This window comes from Martinezella lusitana, assembly GCF_900094565.1.
Classification (GTDB): Bacteria; Pseudomonadota; Alphaproteobacteria; order Rhizobiales; family Rhizobiaceae; genus Rhizobium; species Rhizobium lusitanum.
Window position 1 is genome coordinate 281,651 of the sequence record NZ_FMAF01000004.1, and the last position, 19,907, is coordinate 301,557.

Annotated in this window: 19 protein-coding genes; 8 read left to right on the forward strand and 11 right to left on the reverse strand. The window is 60.4% G+C overall.

Features of this window, described 5'->3' with window-relative positions:
• Window positions 1-7 precede the first annotated feature (7 nt).
• The 4 genes from GA0061101_RS10650 (at window position 8) to GA0061101_RS10665 (ending at window position 3,873) form a co-directional block, all read left to right on the forward strand.
• Window positions 8-898: an ABC transporter substrate-binding protein gene (locus tag GA0061101_RS10650; RefSeq protein ID WP_037192540.1), complete on the forward strand. Its 891-nt coding sequence runs from the start codon at window positions 8-10 to the stop codon at window positions 896-898.
• Complete coding sequence (locus GA0061101_RS10655) at window positions 895-1,839, forward strand: amino acid ABC transporter permease (protein ID WP_037192542.1); 945 nt, start codon at window positions 895-897, stop codon at window positions 1,837-1,839. Before GA0061101_RS10650 ends, GA0061101_RS10655 begins: the two co-directional genes overlap by 4 nt.
• A complete protein-coding gene (locus GA0061101_RS10660; RefSeq protein WP_092573579.1) occupies window positions 1,836-2,615 on the forward strand; it encodes an amino acid ABC transporter ATP-binding protein in 780 nt (259 codons plus the stop codon). Before GA0061101_RS10655 ends, GA0061101_RS10660 begins: the two co-directional genes overlap by 4 nt.
• Before the next feature lie 76 nt (window positions 2,616-2,691).
• A complete protein-coding gene (locus GA0061101_RS10665) occupies window positions 2,692-3,873 on the forward strand; it encodes a M20 aminoacylase family protein (RefSeq protein ID WP_037192546.1) in 1,182 nt (393 codons plus the stop codon).
• Between the two features lie 154 nt (window positions 3,874-4,027).
• On the opposite strand, the gene GA0061101_RS39345 is transcribed toward GA0061101_RS10665, so the two are convergent.
• Window positions 4,028-4,204, reverse strand: coding sequence for a hypothetical protein (locus GA0061101_RS39345; protein WP_167669541.1), 177 nt, complete (start codon window positions 4,202-4,204; stop codon window positions 4,028-4,030).
• Window positions 4,205-4,375: 171 nt separating this feature from the next.
• Window positions 4,376-5,395 carry a hydrogen peroxide-inducible genes activator gene (locus GA0061101_RS10670; RefSeq protein ID WP_051963306.1) on the reverse strand — a complete coding sequence of 340 codons (1,020 nt, stop codon included), beginning with the start codon at window positions 5,393-5,395 and terminating at the stop codon, window positions 4,376-4,378.
• A 339-nt stretch (window positions 5,396-5,734) separates the two neighbouring features.
• Here GA0061101_RS10670 and katG point away from each other — a divergent pair, with 339 nt between their 5' ends.
• Window positions 5,735-7,933, forward strand: a complete 2,199-nt coding sequence (katG, locus tag GA0061101_RS10675; RefSeq protein WP_037192550.1) for a catalase/peroxidase HPI — start codon at window positions 5,735-5,737, stop codon at window positions 7,931-7,933.
• A 163-nt stretch (window positions 7,934-8,096) separates the two neighbouring features.
• Here the strand turns inward: katG and GA0061101_RS10680 are convergent, their stop codons facing one another.
• The 6 genes from GA0061101_RS10680 to GA0061101_RS10705 form a co-directional block, all read right to left on the reverse strand.
• Window positions 8,097-9,122 (reverse strand): acyltransferase family protein, encoded by a 1,026-nt coding sequence (locus tag GA0061101_RS10680; RefSeq protein WP_092573580.1) that lies wholly within the window; start codon window positions 9,120-9,122, stop codon window positions 8,097-8,099.
• A gap of 314 nt (window positions 9,123-9,436) precedes the next feature.
• The gene (locus tag GA0061101_RS10685) at window positions 9,437-9,952 is read right to left on the reverse strand and encodes a DUF992 domain-containing protein (RefSeq protein ID WP_037192556.1); all 516 of its coding nucleotides are present in this window, start codon (window positions 9,950-9,952) and stop codon (window positions 9,437-9,439) included.
• On the reverse strand, window positions 9,949-10,293 hold the full coding sequence (locus GA0061101_RS10690; RefSeq protein WP_080760456.1) for a BON domain-containing protein: 345 nt from the start codon (window positions 10,291-10,293) through the stop codon (window positions 9,949-9,951). The genes GA0061101_RS10685 and GA0061101_RS10690 overlap by 4 nt, the downstream gene beginning before the upstream one ends.
• Before the next feature lie 45 nt (window positions 10,294-10,338).
• On the reverse strand, window positions 10,339-10,518 hold the full coding sequence (locus tag GA0061101_RS10695) for a CsbD family protein (protein WP_037193245.1): 180 nt from the start codon (window positions 10,516-10,518) through the stop codon (window positions 10,339-10,341).
• Window positions 10,519-10,710: 192 nt separating this feature from the next.
• The gene (locus GA0061101_RS10700; RefSeq protein WP_037192559.1) at window positions 10,711-12,213 is read right to left on the reverse strand and encodes a helix-turn-helix transcriptional regulator; all 1,503 of its coding nucleotides are present in this window, start codon (window positions 12,211-12,213) and stop codon (window positions 10,711-10,713) included.
• 90 nt (window positions 12,214-12,303) lie between these two features.
• A complete protein-coding gene (locus tag GA0061101_RS10705) occupies window positions 12,304-13,338 on the reverse strand; it encodes an aldo/keto reductase (RefSeq protein ID WP_037192563.1) in 1,035 nt (344 codons plus the stop codon).
• Between the two features lie 354 nt (window positions 13,339-13,692).
• Between GA0061101_RS10705 and GA0061101_RS10710 the strand changes: the two genes are divergently transcribed.
• Complete coding sequence (locus tag GA0061101_RS10710; protein WP_037192566.1) at window positions 13,693-14,751, forward strand: NAD(P)-dependent alcohol dehydrogenase; 1,059 nt, start codon at window positions 13,693-13,695, stop codon at window positions 14,749-14,751.
• A 93-nt stretch (window positions 14,752-14,844) separates the two neighbouring features.
• On the opposite strand, the gene GA0061101_RS10715 is transcribed toward GA0061101_RS10710, so the two are convergent.
• A complete protein-coding gene (locus tag GA0061101_RS10715; protein ID WP_037192570.1) occupies window positions 14,845-15,738 on the reverse strand; it encodes a LysR family transcriptional regulator in 894 nt (297 codons plus the stop codon).
• A gap of 121 nt (window positions 15,739-15,859) precedes the next feature.
• On the opposite strand from GA0061101_RS10715, the gene GA0061101_RS10720 reads away from it, so the two are divergent.
• Both GA0061101_RS10720 and GA0061101_RS10725 read left to right on the forward strand, forming a co-directional pair.
• Entirely contained in the window at window positions 15,860-16,261 is a 402-nt protein-coding gene (locus GA0061101_RS10720) for a (R)-mandelonitrile lyase (protein WP_037192572.1), read from the forward strand.
• Entirely contained in the window at window positions 16,258-16,962 is a 705-nt protein-coding gene (locus tag GA0061101_RS10725) for a dihydrofolate reductase family protein (protein WP_092573581.1), read from the forward strand. The genes GA0061101_RS10720 and GA0061101_RS10725 overlap by 4 nt, the downstream gene beginning before the upstream one ends.
• Window positions 16,963-17,289: 327 nt before the next feature.
• Here GA0061101_RS10725 and GA0061101_RS10730 read toward each other — a convergent pair whose 3' ends face one another.
• Together GA0061101_RS10730 and GA0061101_RS10735 are read right to left on the reverse strand one after the other, a co-directional pair.
• Entirely contained in the window at window positions 17,290-18,660 is a 1,371-nt protein-coding gene (locus GA0061101_RS10730; RefSeq protein ID WP_037192575.1) for an amidase, read from the reverse strand.
• A complete protein-coding gene (locus tag GA0061101_RS10735) occupies window positions 18,657-19,895 on the reverse strand; it encodes an ABC transporter substrate-binding protein (RefSeq protein WP_037192578.1) in 1,239 nt (412 codons plus the stop codon). The genes GA0061101_RS10730 and GA0061101_RS10735 overlap by 4 nt, the downstream gene beginning before the upstream one ends.
• Between the last annotated feature and the right edge of the window lie 12 nt (window positions 19,896-19,907).

The following is a 19,907-nucleotide window of genomic DNA, read 5'->3' on the forward strand; positions in this document are numbered from 1 at the left end:
AACACATATGTCGCTGAAGAAAATGACCTACCTTGCCGTGGCAAGCCTGATGATCTCGGGTTCCGCCTTTGCAGAGGACGCGAGCTTGCCGAAACTCTCGGTCAACGCGGACCTGCATGCCAAGCTGCCGGAAGCTCTACGGACCTCCGGCAAGATGATCTCCGTCAATAATGGTTCATTCCCTCCCTATGAAATCGTAACCGGCACCAAGCTCACCGGCGCCAGTGCCGATCTGACCGATGCTATCGGCGAGATCCTCGGGGTCAAAATCGAGCATGAGAGCGTCAGCGGCCTGCCCGCCATCCTCGCAGGCATCAATTCCGGCCGCTATCAGTTTGCCTTCGGTCCGATCGGCGATTTCAAGAGCCGCGAGGAAGCCAATGATTTCGTCGACTGGGTGCAGGAATTCGTTGTCTTCGCCGTCCAGAAGGGCAATCCAAAGGCCATTACCTCGCTCGACAGCGCCTGTGGCCAACGCATCGCCGTCATGGCTGGCGGATCGGCCGAAAAGGTGATCCAGGCCCAGGCCGAGAAATGCAAGACCGATGGCAAGGGCGCGATCGAGATCCAGTCCTTCACCGATCAGCCAAGCTCGATCCTCGCCGTCCGCTCCAAGCGCTCCGATGCCTTCTTCTCGTCGCAGGCACCGCTCACCTATTTCGTATCGCAGGCAAACGGCCAGCTGGAACTGACCGGCGTCGGCCAGAAGAACGGCTTCGAAGACCTCTATCAGGGCGCCGTGGTGCCGAAGGGCTCGCCGCTCGGGCCCGTTCTCAAGGATGCCGTCAAGCTTCTGATTGATAATGGCACCTATGCCGCCATCATGAAGAAATGGGGCCTTGAGAACAACATGATCAAGGAACCGGGTATCAATCTTGGCGGGACGTTGCCGAAATGAGCACGAACACCGGAGACATCGCATCGCCGTCCGGCGATGCGGCTGAGCGGGATGTAGCGAATGCCCATAAACCGTTCCCGAAGGGCCGCGTTGCGGCCTGGATCGTCACGCTTGCGATCGCCGCCTATTTCGCCTGGTCGGTCGCCAACAACGAGAATTTCGGCTGGCACGTCGTCGGCCAGTATTTCTTCGATCCCGTCGTCATCAGCGGCCTTTATGTCTCGCTTGGCCTGACTGTCGTCGCCATGGCGTTCGGCATCGTCCTCGGCCTGCTGCTGGCGGTCGCCCGCTTGTCTAAGGATGGGCTCGCAAGCTCGCTCGCCTCCCTGTTCATCTGGTTCTTCCGCGGCACGCCGCTGCTCGTGCAGCTGATCTTCTGGTATAATCTCTCGACGCTTTTTCCGACGCTGTCGATCGGCATTCCCTTCGGCCCAACCTTCGTCAGCTGGGACACGAATTCCGTCATCAGCCCGATGACGGCGGCCATCGCCGGTCTCGCGCTCAATGAAGCTGCCTATATGGCGGAGATCATCCGCGGCGGCCTTCTCTCGGTCGACAGGGGCCAGTTCGAAACGGCCGAAGCCTTCGGCATGACCCGGGCCCGCGCGCTCCGCCGCATCATTATCCCGCAGGCGATGCGCTCCATCGTGCCGCCAACGGGCAATCAGCTCATCAGCATGATCAAGGCGACCTCGCTCGTCAGCGTCATCGCCATGGCCGACCTGCTCTATTCCGTGCAGTCGATCTACAACCGCACCTTCGAAGTCGTCCCGATGCTGCTTGTAGCCGTCCTCTGGTACCTGCTGATCACGTCGGTGCTGAACATCGGCCAGAGCTATATCGAGCGCTACTATAGCCGCAGCGACCGCCGCACCGGCACTGCCACAGCAGCAAAGGATGACACTCCGATGCTGATTCCGGCACAGGAGGCGGGCCAATGAACGCCAACGTCAACCTGCCGCCGCTCGTGCGCGCCCGCAATGTCCACAAGTCCTTCGAGCATCTCGAAGTGCTGAAGGGCATCGACCTCGATGTCGCGCCAGGCGAGGTGGTCGTCATCCTCGGCCCTTCCGGCTCCGGCAAATCCACCTTCCTGCGCTGCATCAACCATCTGGAATCGATCAATCGCGGTTCGATCGAAGTGGATGGAGAACAGATCGGCTACCGCATGCACAAGGGCCGCCTCGTGCAGCTCTCCAACCACGCGATTGCGCTGCAGCGGCGCAAGATCGGCATGGTGTTCCAGAAGTTCAACCTCTATCCGCATATGACGGCCCTGCAGAACATCATCGAAGCACCGGTCGGCATCCACGGCGAAAGCCGGAAGCAGGCGACGGACAATGCGCGGGCACTGCTCGACCGTGTCGGCCTTTCAGCCAAGGCCGACAACTATCCGCGACAGCTATCCGGCGGCCAGCAGCAGCGCGTGGCAATTGCAAGAGCGCTGGCGATCAAGCCGAAGCTGATGCTGTTCGATGAGCCGACCTCGGCGCTCGATCCGGAACTCGTCGGCGAAGTGCTGGCAACCATGCGCGATCTCGCCAGCCAGGGCCTGACGATGATCGTCGTCACCCACGAGATCGGCTTTGCCCGCGAAGCTGCCGACCGGGTCGTCTTCATGGATGGCGGCAAGATCGTCGAGCAGGGCAAGCCGGAGGATGTCATTGGCAATCCGCAGCATCCCCGCACCAGAAGCTTCCTGTCGCGCTTTATCTAGCGCGACGGCATTCGATCCCCTTTAAAGCCGCCCCGCCGAGGCTGGACGGCGGCTCTAGCGAACCATTGGAACAGCCATGACCCTCGACAACGATTTCGCCCGCCTGTCGGATTTCGAGCCGATGAAGGCCGAATTGATCGGCATCCGGCAGCACTTTCACGCCAATCCCGAGCTTTCCTTCGAGGAGGCGGAAACCGCCTGCTTCGTCGCCGAAAAACTGGAAGCCTGGGGTTACGAGGTGACGCGCAATGTCGGCGGCCATGGTGTCGTCGCCCGGCTGACGGCCGGGGCCGGCAAGAAGAGCATCGCCATCCGCGCCGACATGGACGCCCTGCCCATCACCGAGCAGACGGGTCGCCCCTATGCCAGCAGGACGCCGGGAAAGATGCACGCCTGCGGCCATGACGGCCATACGACCATGCTGCTGGGCGCTGCCGAATATCTCGCCCGCACCCGCCGCTTCAACGGGACGGTGAACCTGATCTTCCAACCAGCCGAGGAAGCAGGCGCCTTAAGCGGCGCTCCGGCGATGATCAAAGACGGGCTGTTCGAGCGCTTTCCTTTCGACGCCATCTTCGGCCTGCACAATCATCCCGGCGCGCCGGAAGGCACCTGGCTGATACGTTCGGGACCGCTGATGGCGGCGGCGGATACGGCCGAGATCACCATAACCGGCAAGGGGGGCCATGCCTCTCGCCCGCACCTGACCATCGATCCGGTCGTAGTCGCCTGCAACCTCGTCGTCAGCCTGCAGTCGGTCGTCTCCCGCAGCATCGACCCGACGCAGACGGCCGTCGTCACCGTCGGCTCCATCCATGCCGGCGAAGCGTCAAATGTCATTCCCGAGAGTGCCAGGATGCTGCTCAGCATCCGCTCTTTCGATCCGAAGATACGCGAGCTCCTCGAAGCCCGAATCCGCAAGCTGGCGCAATCCGTTGCCGAAGGCTATGGCGCCAGCGTCGAGGTCGACTATGCCCACGGCCATCCCGTCGTCGTCAATTCCGAGAAGGAAACCGAATTCGCGCGCATGGTGGCAGAAGAGCTCGTGGGCGCCGACAAGGTCGCCACATGCAGCCTCATTCCCGGCAGCGAGGATTTCTCCCACTATCTGGAACACAAGCCCGGCAGCTTCCTGCGCCTCGGCAACGGCGTCAATTCCGCAATCCTGCACAGCGCCAAATATGACTTCGCCGATGAAAGCCTCACCGTCGGCGCCGCCATGTGGGCGCGACTGACCGAGCGCTATCTCGACGCCTAGGCAACATTGCGAACCTGCCCAGACTCTCGCAGCGGATCGGCCCTGACCATTGGTCGGGGCTGATCGATATCCAGATGCGAGATGATGGAAAAAGTGTCGGCAACAGGCGCCGTCAGAGGGACACCGTCATGTCAAAGCGATCCCTCGAAACCCGTCACTTATCCAGGGATCCGAGACTATCGGACGTGGCCGGTGCCGTGTTCTCAGGGGTCTCCGTCTGCAGCCCGGTCTTCAGCTGCGAGTCATGAGACTGCATCAGCCGCCATTCGCTTTCCAGACGATCAATCACATCCGTAGGAATCTCATTTCTTACGTTTTCGAACTCTTGCATCACGACCTCCATTGCCATGCGATAATGGCATGACATGGAAGAGATTCTTTGTAAATCAATGCATTAAAAAATTTAAACGATTAAAATTACTTTAATCGTTTGAAATCCTTTCGCTTGTGGACAACGGCTCTATCCTGATCGAACTTCAGTCAATTCCATTCATAAAGCCGCTCATTTCAGAGCAGAATCATTCGCCTTGTCCGCCGCAAAGGCGCCATTGCTGTTACGAAGCGCCGATGGCTGCCTTCGAGCGTCGAACTCGAAATCCTGTGCGCGCCAGATCGAATCGTGCTGCTCGCGCATGGCATCGGCCGATTGGCGAACGACCTCGGAAATCCGCGTGAGCTGCTTGGCCAAGGGGCTCGTCTTGCGCCAGATCATGCCGATCGTTCGTGACGGTTGCGGACTTTGGAAACGCACGGCCGACACCGATGCCGAGCGTGTCTCCACCGCCACCGCCATCTCCGGTATCAACGTGACGCCGATGCCGGCGCTGACCATCTGCACCAGCGTCGAGAGCGAACTGCCGTCCATAAGCTCTCGTGGGAGCGCCGACTGTATATTACAGAAAGATAGGGCCTGATCGCGAAAGCAATGGCCTTCCTCCAACAGCAGCAAGCGCATTTCGCGCAGCGCTTCCCGATTGGGCACCGGCTTGCCTTCGTCCTCGCTCGGTCGCACCAGCACAAAGTTTTCCGCAAACAGCGCGACCTCTGTCAAGGTCGGTTCGGAAACAGGCAGCGCGACGATGGCCGTGTCGAGCCGGCCTTCCGCCAGTTCCTCGACCAGCTTCGACGTCAGCGTCTCGCGCACATGAATGTCCAGGCCGTCATACAGGCTGGTGAGATTGCCGATGATGGTGGGCAGCAGATAGGGCGCGACCGTTGGGATCACGCCGATCCGCAGCCTCCCGACTGGCTGGTTATGGGAAGCGCGCGCCAGATCCCCCAGTTCGTCCACCGAGCGCAGAATATTGCGAACGCGCACGGCGAATGCCTCTCCAAAATTGGTCAACCGAACCTGGCGCGCGCCCCTCTCGAAGAGGTCGGTGCCGAGCTGCTCCTCCAGTTCCTTGATCTGCATCGACAAGGCGGGCTGGGAGATTGCACAGACATCGGCCGCGCGCCCGAAGTGACCATGCTTTGCCAGGGCTTCGAAATAGCGAAGCTGCTTGAGGGTGAGATTTGTCATAACTTTACCTTATCGCACCGATCAGGAAATCCAACTTAAATTAATGGAACGGCTTGGCTATAGTGCGCAAGGCGAATACGAGATGTCGCCGCATGTCATACCAAGCTCACATTGGGAGCATTGACTGCAAGAGCTCATCGATGCCCGGGTCGGTCGAAAACCTGGGCGTCGGGATTGGTCTGCTTCCGGACGGTCCGCTTCGCGGGAGGTCAGAATAACGAGAGATTCCATGCGCATGACATGTCGTCATCGCGCCGAACACGAAACCCAATTGCTGCCCAAGAGGTGACGACACCTCCACCGGGCGGCGCAGTTCAAGCCATCATAAGGGAGAAAATTATGGATACAAAAGTTGAAAACGCTGGCAAATGTCCGTTTCCGCACGGCAACACAAGCGTCTCGGCCAGATCGAATCGCGACTGGTGGCCGAACCAGCTGAACCTTAGGATTCTCCATCAGGGCTCTTCCCTGTCGAACCCGCTGGACAAGGCGTTCAATTATGCCGAGGAATTCAAGAAGCTCGACCTGAATGCGCTCAAGCAGGACCTCTTCGCCCTGATGACGGATTCGCAGGATTGGTGGCCGGCCGATTTCGGCCATTACGGCCCGCTCTTCATCCGCATGGCCTGGCACAGCGCCGGCACCTACCGCACCGGCGACGGCCGCGGCGGCGCCTCCTCCGGCACGCAGCGCTTCGCACCGCTCAACAGCTGGCCGGATAACGTCAACCTCGACAAGGCCCGCCGCCTGCTCTGGCCGATCAAGCAGAAATACGGCAACCGCATCTCCTGGGCCGACCTCATGATCCTTACCGGCAACTGCGCGCTGGAATCCATGGGCTTCAAGACCTTCGGTTTCGGCGGCGGCCGCGATGACGTCTGGGAACCGGAAGAAGACATTTATTGGGGTGCGGAAGACACTTGGCTCGGCGACAAGCGCTACAGCGGCGACCGTGACCTCGAAAATCCGCTCGCAGCGGTGCAGATGGGCCTCATCTACGTCAATCCGGAAGGCCCGAACGGCAACCCTGATCCGCTCGCGGCTGCCCGCGACATCCGCGAGACCTTTGCCCGCATGGCGATGAACGACGAGGAAACCGTCGCCCTCATCGCCGGCGGTCATACCTTCGGCAAGACGCATGGTGCCGGTGATGCCGCTCATGTCGGCCCCGAGCCGGAAGCTGCCGGCATAGAAGAACAGGGCCTCGGCTGGAAGAGCAGCTTCCGTAGCGGCAAGGGCGGCGACGCGATTGGCAGCGGTCTGGAAGTGACCTGGACCTCAACTCCGACCAAGTGGAGCAACAACTTCTTCTGGAACCTGTTCGGCTACGACTGGGAATTGACGAAGAGCCCGGCCGGTGCGCACCAGTGGACCCCGAAGCATGGCGCAGGCGCCAACTCGGTGCCGGACGCACACGACAGCTCCAAGCGTCACGCCCCGGCCATGCTGACCACGGACCTCGCCCTGCGCTTCGACCCCGCCTACGAGAAGATCTCCCGGCGCTTCTTCGAGAACCCGGATCAATTCGCGGACGCTTTCGCCCGCGCCTGGTTCAAGCTGACGCATCGCGACATGGGTCCGCGCGCCCGCTATCTCGGCCCGGAAGTTCCGACGGAAGAGCTCATCTGGCAGGATCCGGTCCCGGCCGCTAATCATGCCCTGATCGACGCCAACGATATCGACGCGCTCAAGGGCGAGATTGCTGCATCGGGCCTCACCATCCCGCAGCTGGTTTCGACCGCTTGGGCTTCGGCTTCGACCTTCCGCGGTTCCGATAAGCGCGGCGGTGCAAACGGTGCCCGTATTCGCCTTGCGCCGCAAAAGGATTGGGAGGCCAACCAGCCGGCCCAGCTTGCATCCGTGCTCCAGACGCTGGAAGGCATCCAGAAGAAGTTCAACGATGCGCACGCCGGCGGCAAGCAGGTCTCGCTCGCCGATCTGATCGTCCTCGGCGGGTCCGTCGCCATCGAACAGGCTGCGAAGAAGGCCGGGCACGATGTGGTCGTGCCCTTTACGCCGGGCCGGACCGACGCATCGCAGGAACAGACGGATGTCGAAGCCTTTGCCGTTCTCGAGCCGATCGCGGACGGGTTCCGCAACTATCAGAGGGGCGTATACACCGTTTCCTCCGAAGAGCTGCTGATCGACAAGGCGCAGTTGCTGACGCTGACGGCACCTGAAATGACCGTCCTCGTCGGCGGCCTGCGCGCACTGAACGCCAATGTCGGACAGACCCAGCATGGCGTCTTCACCAAGCGCCCCGAGGCATTGACCAACGACTTCTTCGTAAACCTGCTCGACATGAGCACGGAGTGGAAGGCGGTTTCGGATGCCAAGGACGTATTCGAAGGACGCGACCGCGCAACCGGCGACGTGAAGTGGACCGGCACCCGCGTCGATCTCGTCTTCGGCTCCAACTCGCAGCTGCGCGCGATCGCCGAGGTCTACGGACAGGGCGATGCCCAGCAGAAATTCGTGCGGGACTTCGTGGCAGCCTGGACCAAGGTGATGAACGCTGATCGCTTCGACATCGCCTGATGTGAAGTAGAAGCATGCTCGGACGCGGCCAAGTTCAGGTCGCGTCCGAATATCGCATCGTGACTATCTTCGAAATTATCCCGGCAGATCGATTTCCTCGCGGCACATCCACGGCTTCAAACCATGAAGCGGACTGGAATGTTATGTTTTGGTACCCGCCAGATCAGCCCGGTACGGCAGCAGCGTCCTGGCGTCTGCCTCTTTCAATCCACGCATTCAACCGCGCGCGCGCTGGCTGTTCGACCAGATGGGAGCTGGCTGCCGCGCAGCAAATAGCCAGGACCAACGCGATAGGCTTCGGCAGCAGATCTTGTAGCATGGCGATATGGAACGGCTGTTGCCATAAATAGAGCGAGAAGGACATTCGCCCGATTTGCCGGATGACGGAGCCTTTGAACAGCGCTCGGGAAAGACGGGTAGAGTCCCCGATTGCGCAAACAGCGATCGCCAATAGCAAAGTTTTTGCACCGAAGAACAGCCAGGCGACATCGCCGAACAGGCGCGCAACCAGACCACCGAAAAGTGCCAACGGCATTATCCACCTTATCGCCGGCCTTTTGAGGCGCTCACCAAATAGCAGGAAGACTGCCGCCGAAATCAGCATGGGCGCCGCAGCCACGTCGGTTGGCCAGAAGACGATAAACGGATCCCGCCCATAGATGTCATATTGCACAATGCCGTTAGCGAGCGCCGCAAGGCCCAATGCAAGAATGGTGAGCCCGATGAACCGAACAGCGGCTCCGCGAAGCAGCAAGGCCATGAGGGCAAGCAACACATAGCTATGCTCCTCGACGCATAATGACCAGATATGATCAAAAACCGGTATGAAGGTGCGACTTTCGATGATGACGTAGTTCAATGTGAAAGTGAGCGCGGACAAGACGCCGGTGACGCCGGGTGCCAGCGGCGTTTGGGAAAGGAGGACAGCGCTTGCAAGCACGAAGGCCAACAAAGCGGAATAGACCCGGCTGAAACGACGGAGGAAGAAAAGCCGCAGGGGCATTTTCCTTACAAAGAGAATTTCAGCCATGAGGCGGCCTGAAAGGACGAAGAAAAGGTCAACGCCAGCCGATCCGAGATCGGGAAGATAGCTGTCACCGCCAAAGTGCCCGATGAGCACCAGCAAGACAGCAAGTCCGCGCCAGCCGTCAAGTGCCGGAATATGAAGTTGCTTTTGAATTTCGGACATCAAAGGCTGCCGGATTGTTCATCTCTAGCGCCACCTTAAGATGTCCATATTAATAGATTTGGCATGCTCCACTATCCAAGATAAGCAAAATACCTCCTGGGAGAGAGTCTTCTCATTGCACAAATCCCGGACAGGCTTGGCTTACAAGGGCATAGCAACCTATTTCGCTGACTTTGATTGCAGGCAATGAGTGTCGAGATCATTGCCTGCAGTCTTAGCCGATCAGAGCAGGGCAGTTTGGCCTATACGACGGCGAAAGCAGCCATGCGCGAGGACGCATCGGCACGATTGCGTCGCCGGTGCCAATCATCAGGTCAGCCGGCTGGGCGCAATTGCAGGCGCGAAACGCCGGCCGCGACATTCAGCCCGGTTCCTGCCTCGGCACTCAGCGGCTGCAGCGCGAAATTCTTCGAGTTGCCGCCGACGAGGGCGTTGGCACCGAGACCGAGACCGACGGAAGCGCCGGCGGAAGCGCCGACATAGGTGCCGGCCAAAGCGCCTTCACCGACGCGGGTTGGTGCGGTATTGACGACGATCCAGCTGAGATACGTCTTGCGGGTGACCCCGATGTCGATACCAAGCTTGCCGATCGTACCCGTGTAGCGTTCGACCTTGCCTGTTCGCTGCTTGAAGGTGCAACTGATGTCCTTGCTGGATCCGATAATCATGCCGACGCCGCCCGCAACCTCGCAGGACAGCGTTCCAAGACGCTGCTTTGGCTCGGAGGCAACCTGCACTGGCTGCTTTTTGGGATGATGCGTGCTGGCGGCCGAAGCCACCGAGCCAAGAGCAACGGAAATGACCGCTGCCGCGATGATGATCTTTTTCATGACTTATCCTTTGGCGGTTTGAGCGCCGCGGTCAGCCCGGCCCGCGGCCCGGAGGTCGATGCACCGATCTCGGACCGGCCGGGCGGTCCTCGATCTGTGTGGAGGACGATATGGTTGATGATCCGAAGCCCGGCATATTCGCCGGCAATCGAGAGCGCCCGCTCACGCGCCTCATCGGATGGCGCGTCGCCCGACAGAACAATCGCGCCCTCTACGGCGCTAACGTCGATATGCGCATCTTCCAGCCCATCGGCATAGGCAATCAAGCAGCGGATGGCCGCGCAGGTCGCGCAGCTATCCGACGAAATCGTCAGCGATGAGAGCCTGGCTAGAAAGAGCATCGGAAAGCCTCGGCGAGATCGAAAGAGTGGATGTTGGCGCGCTTGTCAGCGCAGCGCGTTCCTGACAGCGTCCTTGGCCTTGCCGAACTTGGTCTGGATCTTCCCTTCGACCTTTTCGACAGCGCCTTCGGCCCTCAGCCGATCGTTACCGATCAGCTTTCCGGCGACCTCCTTGATCGATCCGCTTGCTTCCTTGGCTGCACCTTTGACACGGTTCTTATCCATTGTCTTGCCTCCTTGGTTTTTCAAAAGAAGAGGCATCGGTTTTCAACCGAGGCCGTAACAATGAAGTAGGGCGGCATGGTATGCGCTTGCAGAGCAGGAACTACTATTTGTACTAGTAGAAAATAGCCTTTTTGACGCTTGCAATGCCGATTCTTCGGTCCAGCGCCCAGACCGAAGCGGAATGACCTCGCATCAGGTCGATTTTCCAGTCTTCATGGGCATCGACATGCCTGTGAAGCCACGTTCCCTCGCCCATATGACGACAGCGGAGCGCCGGTTTACGCCGATCTTCGCGTAGAGAGACGCAACATGGTTGCGGATCGTGTTCCTGGAGAGGTGCAGCGTTTCGCTCATCTCGGCGTCGCTCTGGCCGCGGCAGATCAAAGCGAGAACTTCCCTTTCCCGTTCGCTGAGATCGAGGAGTTGCGCCGAGGGACCCTTGCCGTTCGAGACCTGCCGCAAAGTCGCGAGGCGATCGACAATGGAACGACTGAACCACGATGTATCGGTCATCACGCTCTCGATAGCCTCAATCAGCTCCGCTTCGCTGCGGCTGCGCTCGGTGACATCCTGCAACGACCAGATGACACATTGCTGGTCGCTGATCTCGACACGCTCGGCAGAGACAAGGCAGTCGGCCATCGAGCCGTCCTTCTGCTTCATGCGCAAAACCTCGTCGCGAAGCGGCATGTTATCGACAAGCTTCTTTTCCATGGCGCGGCGGGCTGCGACATCATCCCACAGGCGCAACTCGCTTGCGGTTTTTCCAATAATCTCCTGGAGGCTGTAGCCCGAGAGTTGGGCAAAGGCATCGTTGACTTCGGTGAAGACGAAATCGCCCAATCGAGAAATGGCCGCCGGCGCCGGCGAGAGCCTGAATGACTTGGAGAACCGCTCCTCGCTTTGGCGAAGTGCGTTCTGGGCCTTTCGCCGTGCATCGAGATCGGCGAAAGTGAACAACATGCACGGCTCCTCGCCGACAGCGATGGGCTCGCCCGCTATGATGACCAGCCTATCGCCGCCACTCGGAAGCGGGATCAGGGCTTCACGCTGACGGATCAGCCGGCCTTCCACCAGCTTCGCCAACGCATCCTCGCCCGTATCGCAATTGGCAAACAGGCCCATCTCATCGACAGTTTTTCCAATGACGTCTTCCTTGGCATAATTCGTCATCTCGACGAAACCCTGGTTGACGCGGATGAAACGAAGATCATCGAGACGGCAGATCAGACCGGGTGCCGGGTTGGCATTGAAGGCCCGCTCGAAACGCTCTTCCGCCTCGAAAAGCGGCGTCTCGTCACGAATGACGAGCGCAAGCACATCCGGGCGGACTCCGGCATCCGCAATGATCAGGCTGCGGACGGTGTGGACCCAGACGAGATCCAGATCGGCGGCGGGCGATATTTCGACTGTGACCTCATCGACCGTCTCGCCGCACACCAGCCGCTCGATCGGATATTGGCCCTCGTCAAGCAGATGATTGTTGCGGTAGCGCAGCGTGAAGGCCTGCCGGTAGCCGGCGGCATCGCCACCCAGCTCCTCGATCGTCGACACCCTGTGCATCCGCAATGCGGCGCTGTTTGCCCAGGAAATAGCGCCTTCAGGGTCTATCAGGATGATGCCGTCGCTCAATCCGGCGACAAGTTCGCGCAATACGTTTCGATTGACGTTCGGCGGCTGCGGCCCATCGCTCATGAGGATCCTCATCTTGCTACTGGCAATTTAGATAGGGAGGCCAGCCGAGAAGAGAAGCTACAATGCGCTCGTAAGAGCAAGCACGGAAAATTACGAAAGCCTGCGGCTCATCATCGAGTAATCGATGCAGGCCGAAGGCGCCGCATTTTGCAGAAATAGCGGCAGAGCGAGGGAATGGACCGGGATTGTCAGCGCATCGAGCGTCGCCGTCTGCTCGGGTGAGAGCTGAACATCAAGCGCGCCGACGTCATCATCGAGCTGTTCCAAGGTATGCACACCGATAATGGTTGACGATACACCGGGCCGCGCCAATGCCCAGGCGAGGGCCACCCGGGCAGTGGTTGTGTCGAGCTCGGCCGCAATGCGGAGCAGAGCGTCGACGATTTCAAGACGCTGCGCATCGGGTTGCCGTGCCAATGGCGATGCGCGATCGGACATGAGGTTTCCGATGTTCTTGCGAGTGTATTTTCCGCTAATGAGCCCGCCATTCAGCGGCGAATGCGAGACGACGCCGAGCCCCATTCCACGTGCCATGGGAATGAGCTCGCTCTCAAACAGCCTGGCGGCCAGCGAATATTCGATCTGCAGACCGACGAATGGCGCCCAGCCATGAAATTGCGCGATCAGCTGCGCGTGCGCGACTTTCCAGGCCGGCGTATCGGAAATGCCGAAATAGCGCAATTTCCCCGATTGAATGAGGTCATTCAATCCTGCCAACACCTCGTCGAGGGGCGCCTGCATGTCCCAATTGTCAAGCCAATAAAGATCGAGATAGTCCGTGCGCAACCGCCGCAAGGTTTGTTCGCATGCCTCTATGATGGCTTCGCGACCCAGCCCCACGCCCTGCTGATCGACGCCGAACTTGGCAGCCATGACGAGCCGGTCGCGTTTGATCGAGTTCCTTGCGAGGTAATTGCCGACAACCGTCTGGGCATCCGGTTTTGCGTCACCCCTGCCCGTATCGAGATAGTTGCCGCCGAGATCGAGATAGTGATCGAGGATCGCCGCGGGCTTCTTGACGCGCGACTGCCAAGCGAAGCCTTCGCCGAAAGTCATGGTTCCCAACGCAAGCGGACTGACACGCAAGCTCGAACGGCCGAACGCGGCATAGTCATCAAGATGCATTCTTTGTCCCCCGACCCACCTGGAAGCCAATACTCAGCCTCCCTTACATATCTAATGTTACGGGAAAACAGGAATTAGACGGCAATTCACGATTTTACTATTCGGGATTCCGGATAATGGGCCGGACTCCTCCAACGAGTCGGATGGAAACGGAAGACCACGCCTCTTTCCGGGCGTCAAACTATGCCAAGGTGATGCCGAAACGCGCAAGTGTCTGCCATTCATGAACAGCGGACATGACGGCAATCGGAATTGCCCATCTTAACGCGGCGACTAGCCTCGGCTAGTCTTTCGTCCGATAATGGCAACTGCGCGCAGCGCTTATCGGTAGATGATAAACAAGGCGGACGAAACATGAAGACCATTGGCTATGCTTGCACCTCAGCGGATGCTCCGCTCGAGTCTTACAGCTTCGAACGACGTGCGCCGCTCGCAAACGACGTGGTGATGGAAATCACCTATGCCGGGATCTGCCATTCGGATATCCATATGGCGCATAATGACTGGGGCTTCACGCTCTATCCGCTGGTTCCGGGTCATGAAATCGTTGGCCGTGTCATCGCGATCGGCAGCGACGTCACCAAGTTCAAGGTCGGCGATCACGGCGCGGTCGGCTGCATGGTCGACAGCTGCCAGCATTGCGACCAGTGCCGCCGCGGCGAGGAGCAGTTTTGCCGCGAAGGCAACACCGGCACCTACAGCGTCCCAGACCGTATCGACGGTTCGATCACCAAGGGTGGCTACTCCAAGCATATCGTGGTGCGCGAAGAATTCGTCTGCACCGTGCCCGAGGGCATGGACCTGTCCCGCACCGCGCCGATCCTGTGCGCCGGCATCACCACCTATTCGCCGCTGCGCACCTGGAACGTCGGCCCGCATAGCCGCGTCGGCGTCATCGGCATGGGCGGTCTCGGCCACATGGCCGTCAAACTCGCCGCGGCGATGGGCGCAAGGGTAACAATGATCTCGCGCTCGCCCGACAAAGAAAAGGTCGCCCGCGAAATCGGCGCCGACGACTTCCTGATCTCGACCAATGCCGGGGCAATGCAAGCCGCGGCCAACGTCTTCGACCTGATCATCGATACCGTCCCGGTCAAGCACGATCTCGATGCCTACATGCCTCTGCTCGACGTCGACGGGACGCTTGTTATCGTCGGCCAGGTCGGCCCCTGGGGCGAGGTAAACGGCCTGCCTTTCCTGATGGGCCGACGTCGCGTCGCGGGCTCGCCGATCGGCGGCATGCGCGAAACGCAGGAAGTGATCGATTTCTGCGCGCGCAAGGGCATTCTTCCGGAGTGCCGGATCATCCGTCCGGAGCAGGTCAACGAAGCCTTCGCGACCCTGCAGCGGGCCGATATTCCCTTCCGCTTCGTGATCGACATGGCGTCTCTGTCGGTTCCGGAAGCAGCCTGACAGGCCGCCTCGGCGCAGCGAACTTGGACTCTCATCCTTAAATCCCGGCCGCGTCATGGCGGCCGGGTTTGGTCATATTCGTTGATGACGGGATCAGCCTCGGTAACGCAACGCGTCGACCAACAGGGAGAACGCCGCCGAAGGCTGCCGGCGGCTCGGATAGTAGAGATGATAGCCGGAAAACGGCGTGCACCAATCGTCCAGGACGCGCACGAGCCGCCCAGCCGCCACATCCGCGGCGACATGATCTTCCATCACAAAGCCCAGCCCCAATCCCGCTCTCACGGCACGCACGATCATGCCGACATTGTTGAAGACGAGCTGACCGTCGACGCGGACGCGAACCTCGCGCCCGTCCTTTTCCAGCTCCCAGGCATAGAGGCCGCCGGCAGTGAGCAAACGCAGATTGATGCAGTTGTGATCAGCCAGATCGCTTGGCGTCTCCGGCGCAGGATGCCTGGCGAGATAGGCCGGGGAGCCGACGACGACCATGCGGATGTCGGGACTGATCTTGACCGCGATCATGTCCTTGGCGAGAGCTTCCCCAAGCCGGACCCCGGCGTCGAACCGATCGGCGACGATATCCCGCAGACCGGAATCGATGCTAAGCTCGACGCGGATATCGGGATATTGCGACAAAAGCCTTTCAAGCGCCGGCCATAGAACAGTCGTGGCGGCATGCTCCGCCGTGGTGATGCGGATGGTACCGGCGGGTTTTTCGCGCAGTTCGCGTAGAGAGGCGAGTTCGGCGCCGATGCTTTCCAGCGCGGGCCGAAGCGTGGCAAGCAGCCGCTCACCGGCTTCGGTCAGGGCCACGTTTCGGGTCGTGCGCGTCAACAGGCGCACGCCCAGCCGCGCCTCCAAACGCCGCACCGTATGGCTGAGGGAGGATTGCGACGTGCCGAGCCTGGCGGCGGCACGCGTAAAGCTCTTCTCTTCGGCCACGACAGCAAAGGCGTTCAGGTCGACCAGCTCCTCTCGCTGCATTTATGAACTCCTGATATAATTTTATGCCATTGATATCGTATGGTTCCTGCAATGCGACAAGTCTAAAGTCCCTTGAATAACGGCGATCACGCCGTAGTTTTTTATCGAGGAGTTCGAAGCCATGGACATCAAACGCAGCGGTTCCCAACCATCGGCCAAGGGACCGGAAGAGTATTTCACCGGCACGGTTCGCCTCGACGCGCCGTTCAGCGGCCGCGGCAATCTCAGTGGCGCAACCGTGACTTTCGAGCCGGGCGCCCGCACGGCATGGCACACGCATCCTTTCGGCCAGACCCTGCTCGTCGTCTCCGGTCTCGGACGTGTCCAGCGCGAAGGCGGTCCGGTCGAGGAAATCCGCCCCGGCGACATCGTCTGGTTCCCGCCCGGTGAAAAGCATTGGCACGGCGCGGCGCCCGATTGCGCCATGAGCCACATCGCGATCGCCGAGAAGGAAAACGGCTCGCCGGTAACCTGGATGGAGAAGGTGAGCGACAAGGACTATCTTGGGAAGCCGCAATCATGAAACCCCATGTCATCTGCCATATGATCTCGTCGCTTGACGGCGGGCTGCACCCCAGCCGCTGGACCGAGAGCCCAGACGGCAGCCGTGTGGATTGGACGGCACTGTACCAGTCGTGCCACGAAAAACTGGAAGGCGACGCCTGGATGGTCGGCCGCGTGACGATGGCGGAAATGAGCAAAGGCAATCCGCATCCGCCGCACGAGCACGAGCACGACAAGGTCGACCGATCCCGCCATTTCGCCAATCGGGAGGCTGCCAATTATGCGATTGCAGTCGACACATCAGGCAAATTGCATTTCACCAAAAATGAAATCGACGGCGATCACGTCGTCGTCCTTCTTGGTGGCGACGTGCCGGACAGCCATCTTGCCGAACTGGCGGGAGACGGCATTTCCTACATCGTCTCCACACAGCCGCAGCTCGATCTTCCCGCCATGCTCGACACTCTCAATCGCGAGCTTGGCATCAAGCGCCTTCTGCTGGAGGGCGGCGCCGGCATCAACGGTTCCTTCCTCGCGGAAGGTCTGGTCGACGAAATCAGCCTGCTCATTACACCCGCTCTCGACGGACGCGCCGCGAGCCAGAGTTTCGTCGAATTCGGTGAAGAAGGCCTGGCGGGCAAGGTGGCACTTTCGCTCAAGAGCTGCGAAACGCTTGACCACGGCGTGATCTATCTGCGCTACACCGTCGCGCCGCGCTGAGGCTGGTCAAGGAGCACTTTGCCCAAGGCTATGCAGCCAGGTTTGGAAGGAGGCCGCCGGCGGTGGCCTCGGAAATCAACCTCAAGCTCAGCGGCCGGTCGTCTTCATCAGCTGTTCGGGATAGCGTTTGCCTTCAATGGCGATCTCTGCGGCAGCCCGCTGGATTTCGGCCAGGTCATCGGCACTCAGCTCGCGAGGCAGCATCTAACGATTAGACGGCATAATCGGCATAAAGTTATATTCATGATTCATGAGTGGGGAACGCCGAGCGCAAAATGCGTGCGCCCCCTGCTGCAAATGCTGGTCGCCATGAAGCGTAAGCTCGCCTCAGACGAGCTTTGCGACGATATCCTCCAGGGCCAGCGCCGCCCCCAGCAGCCGCTCGTCCTGTTCCTTCGGAGCGGACAGCAAGAATCCCACGGGCATGCCGGCGCTGCCGGTGCCGCAAGGCAGCGATACGCCGCACCAATCGAGGAAGTTGCCGATCAAGGTATTGCGCAATGTCTTGAAGTTGACCTTGACGAACAGTTCGTCATCCTCCTCAAGCGGCGCAAGCGCGGGCGCGACATGGGCGACAGTCGGATAGGCGATGAACTCATTCGGCCCGATCATGCCGGCCACGTCCTTGATCAGCTGCTCGCGCACCTGCAGTATTTCCAGATAGCCGACCAGCGTGATCTTCTCGCCTAGGCGCGTGCGCGCCACGACACGCCGATCCATGGCTTCAGCCTCAGGCCCGGCCAACCGGCGATGATGCAGGGCGAAAGCCTCGGCGGTCACCAACGGGCCATGCTCGGCCATCACCTGAAAGAGGCTGTCGAAAGCGGGGAAAGCGGCGCGCCGGACCTTGACGCCGGCAGCGCTCAGCCGGACAAGCGTCGCCTCGAACGCCTCCGCCACGCCGTCCTCGGCATCGTCCATGACGACAGTGGTCGGCACGACGACTGAAAGTCCGGCAGGATTCGCGCGGATGATGTCGGGTGCCGCACGGCCACGCATCGCCGCATCGACCCAGACGGCGTCCTGAACGCTGCGGCACAGGGGGCCGAGCGAGTCGAGGCTGGTTGCCAGGGGAAAGACCCCGGCCATGCTGTAGCGGCCGCGACTTGCCTTATAGCCGACAAGGCCATTGAAGGCCGAGGGAATGCGCACCGAACCACCGGTATCCGTGCCGATCGACACCGGCACCAGCCCGGAAGCGACGGCGACAGCGGAACCGGAGGAAGACCCGCCCGGTATCCGGCCGACATCCGTGGCCCGTGGATTAAGCGGCGTGCCATAATGTGGATTGAGGCCGAGGCCGGAAAAGGCAAACTCGCTCATATTGACCCGGCCTATCGCGACCATGCCGGCTGCTTTCAGCGCCTTTACGACATCCGCATCCTCTTGCGCCGGCGCGGCATCCGCGAGCACGATCGATCCTGCCGTCGTGGGCAGGCCCCGAATAGCAAAAAGATCCTTCCAGGCCACCGGAATACCATCCAGCAACCCGCGTGAGCGCCCTTCCCGCAATCTCCTTGACGATGCAGTGGCTTCCTCGCGCGCACGCTCCTCGAGCAGGCGCGTAAAAATCGCCTGATCCTTGTGCGTACGGATCGCGTCCAGGCTCTCTTCGACCAGCGTGACAGGATCGAGACTGCCGGACTGGATCAGGACCGACAATTGCGCGATCGACTTGCCGAGATGTGTCTGTGTCATGACGCCTGCTCTCCTCTGCCGCCGACAAGCTGCATCCAGCGACGAACAAGATAGTTGTGCTCATCCATTGTCGTATTCCAAACCGCAATGCAATTGGCGCGCTGCCAATAGGACCCGCCGCTGCGCACCGAGCCCGCCTTTATCCTGATCTGCCCATCCGGTCCCGGCAGGTCTTCGGTCGCGGCGACCCCGTCATACCAGTATCCCCATTCCGCCGGCGTCATGAACTGACGCGAACGTTGCGGCGTTGAGATGTAATAGCCCTGCCGTGCGACGACGGCGCCCGGCCAGCCAGATATCCACCAGTTCAGATAGTCGTAGGCGACATCGAGAAGGCGACCGCTGAGATGTTTCGACAGGCATAAGCCACCATGCCAGGCGCGATAGCCCTCGGCGGGCACAGCCTGCTCGACCGGCACGCCCCTGGAATTCAGGATGCCGATACCCGGCGACCACATGCTTTGAACGCTGGTCTCGCCGGCGATCATCAGCCGGGCGGCGTCTTCGGCCGTCTTCCAGAAGTCACGGAAGAAACCGGCTTTCTTGCGCTCTTCCAGCAAGTCGATCAGCTGATCGATCTCCTGCACCGACATATTGCCGATATCGTCGAAAGACATCAGGCCGGCGGCTTGTGCGGCGAGCGCCGCATCGAAAATGCCGATGGCGGGCTCGTCCACCAAGGCCACGCGCCCGGCCCATCTCTCGTCAAAGAGTGCGCTCCAGGAATGCATGCCGACGTCATCGTGCGCCTGATCGGTTCGATAGGCGAAGCTGTCAAAATTATGGGTGGTCGGAAGCATGGAGATGAAGCGCGAAGGCGTGTCGCCCAAGGCGAGATTCGGCTGAACGAAGAGCTTGCGGGCGGGCACATCGCCGAGCCCCAGCCGCGGGTTGGGTCCGATATGGCCGGTCTTCGTCAGATCGTTGATCTCGTCCCACAAGACGATGCGCTGCGTGTCGATCGGCTGGATGGCGCGCCAATGCCAGACGATATCGAGGTTATGAAAGCACTGATCGTAGATGTCGTAGGTTTCCGGCTCGCGCGCCGCCTTGTACTGCGTCGTCAGGAAGTCGTTATTGTCGAAGGTCACGTCGATGCCGAGATCGGTCTGCGCGCGAAGCCGCAGTTCCTCCAGCAGCGAGATCGCGGTGCCGAGAACGCGCAGACGCGGCCGCCCTGCCAGATGCAGGGCTGGAGCAGACACGGTCTTTGCCATGGGTTGATGCTTGTTCATGAAGGGATCGAT